1 pseudogene is annotated in these 748 nt (G+C 69.5%); it reads right to left on the bottom strand.

The annotated features are described in order from the left end of the window. Nucleotides 1-34: 34 nt before the first annotated feature. Nucleotides 35-748 (bottom strand): annotated as a pseudogene (locus QSJ59_RS24265) (sensor histidine kinase); the annotation flags it as partial.

Below are 748 nucleotides of genomic sequence, written 5' to 3' on the forward strand. Positions count from 1 at the left end.
AGGAGCCAGTCCAGGTCCCGGGGGGCGTTGTTCGTCACGGTGTGTTGGAGTCCTTGTCGGTGTGGTGCTCGGTGTCGTTGGTGCGTTGTTGTTGTCCGGCGAGGCGACCGCGTCGGGTGCCCTGCTGGAACGCCGACATCGTGCGACGCAGTCTGGTGGAGCGCTCCGCGTCCTCGTCTGCCGGTGGCTCGGGGGTGCTGGGGGCATTGTCGTCGAGCAGCTGTGGGGCCAGGTTGGCCTGGGGAGTACGCCGAGGAAGCTCCGGCCGGATGTCGTAGCCCACCGGTTCCTGCTCCGGTTCAAGGTCCTGCTCCGGTTCGGCCGCGGGGGCCGGTTTCACCATTGTGATCTCGGGCTGGTGGCCGGGGAAGGCGTTGGCTCCCGGATCGCGGCGGGGCAGCAGGCCCAGGGGGCTCGTGGACCCCGCGGTCGGCCCGGTGGAGAGGGCGTCTTTGTCCTCGTCGGAAACACCCTCGGTCGCCTGGTCCTCGGTGTTTCGCGCACCGGCGGGCACGCGCGCTGCGACCCGCAGCGGTCGTGTGGTGGAGCCGCGGGTGATGGAACGCGACGGAAGAACCGGGTTCTTTGCCGCGGGGGCGGCCTCCAGGGCCGGGGCTTCGTCGGTGATGAGTGTGGTGGGGAGGAGGACGATTGCTTGGACGCCGCCGTAGGGGGAGGCGCGGAGGCGGACTTTGATGTTGTGGCGTTGGGCGAGGTGGGAGACGACGAAGAGGCCGAGGCGCATTTT

It is taken from the genome of Nocardiopsis ansamitocini, assembly GCF_030268225.1.
In the GTDB taxonomy this organism is placed as follows: Bacteria; Actinomycetota; Actinomycetes; order Streptosporangiales; family Streptosporangiaceae; genus Nocardiopsis_D; species Nocardiopsis_D ansamitocini.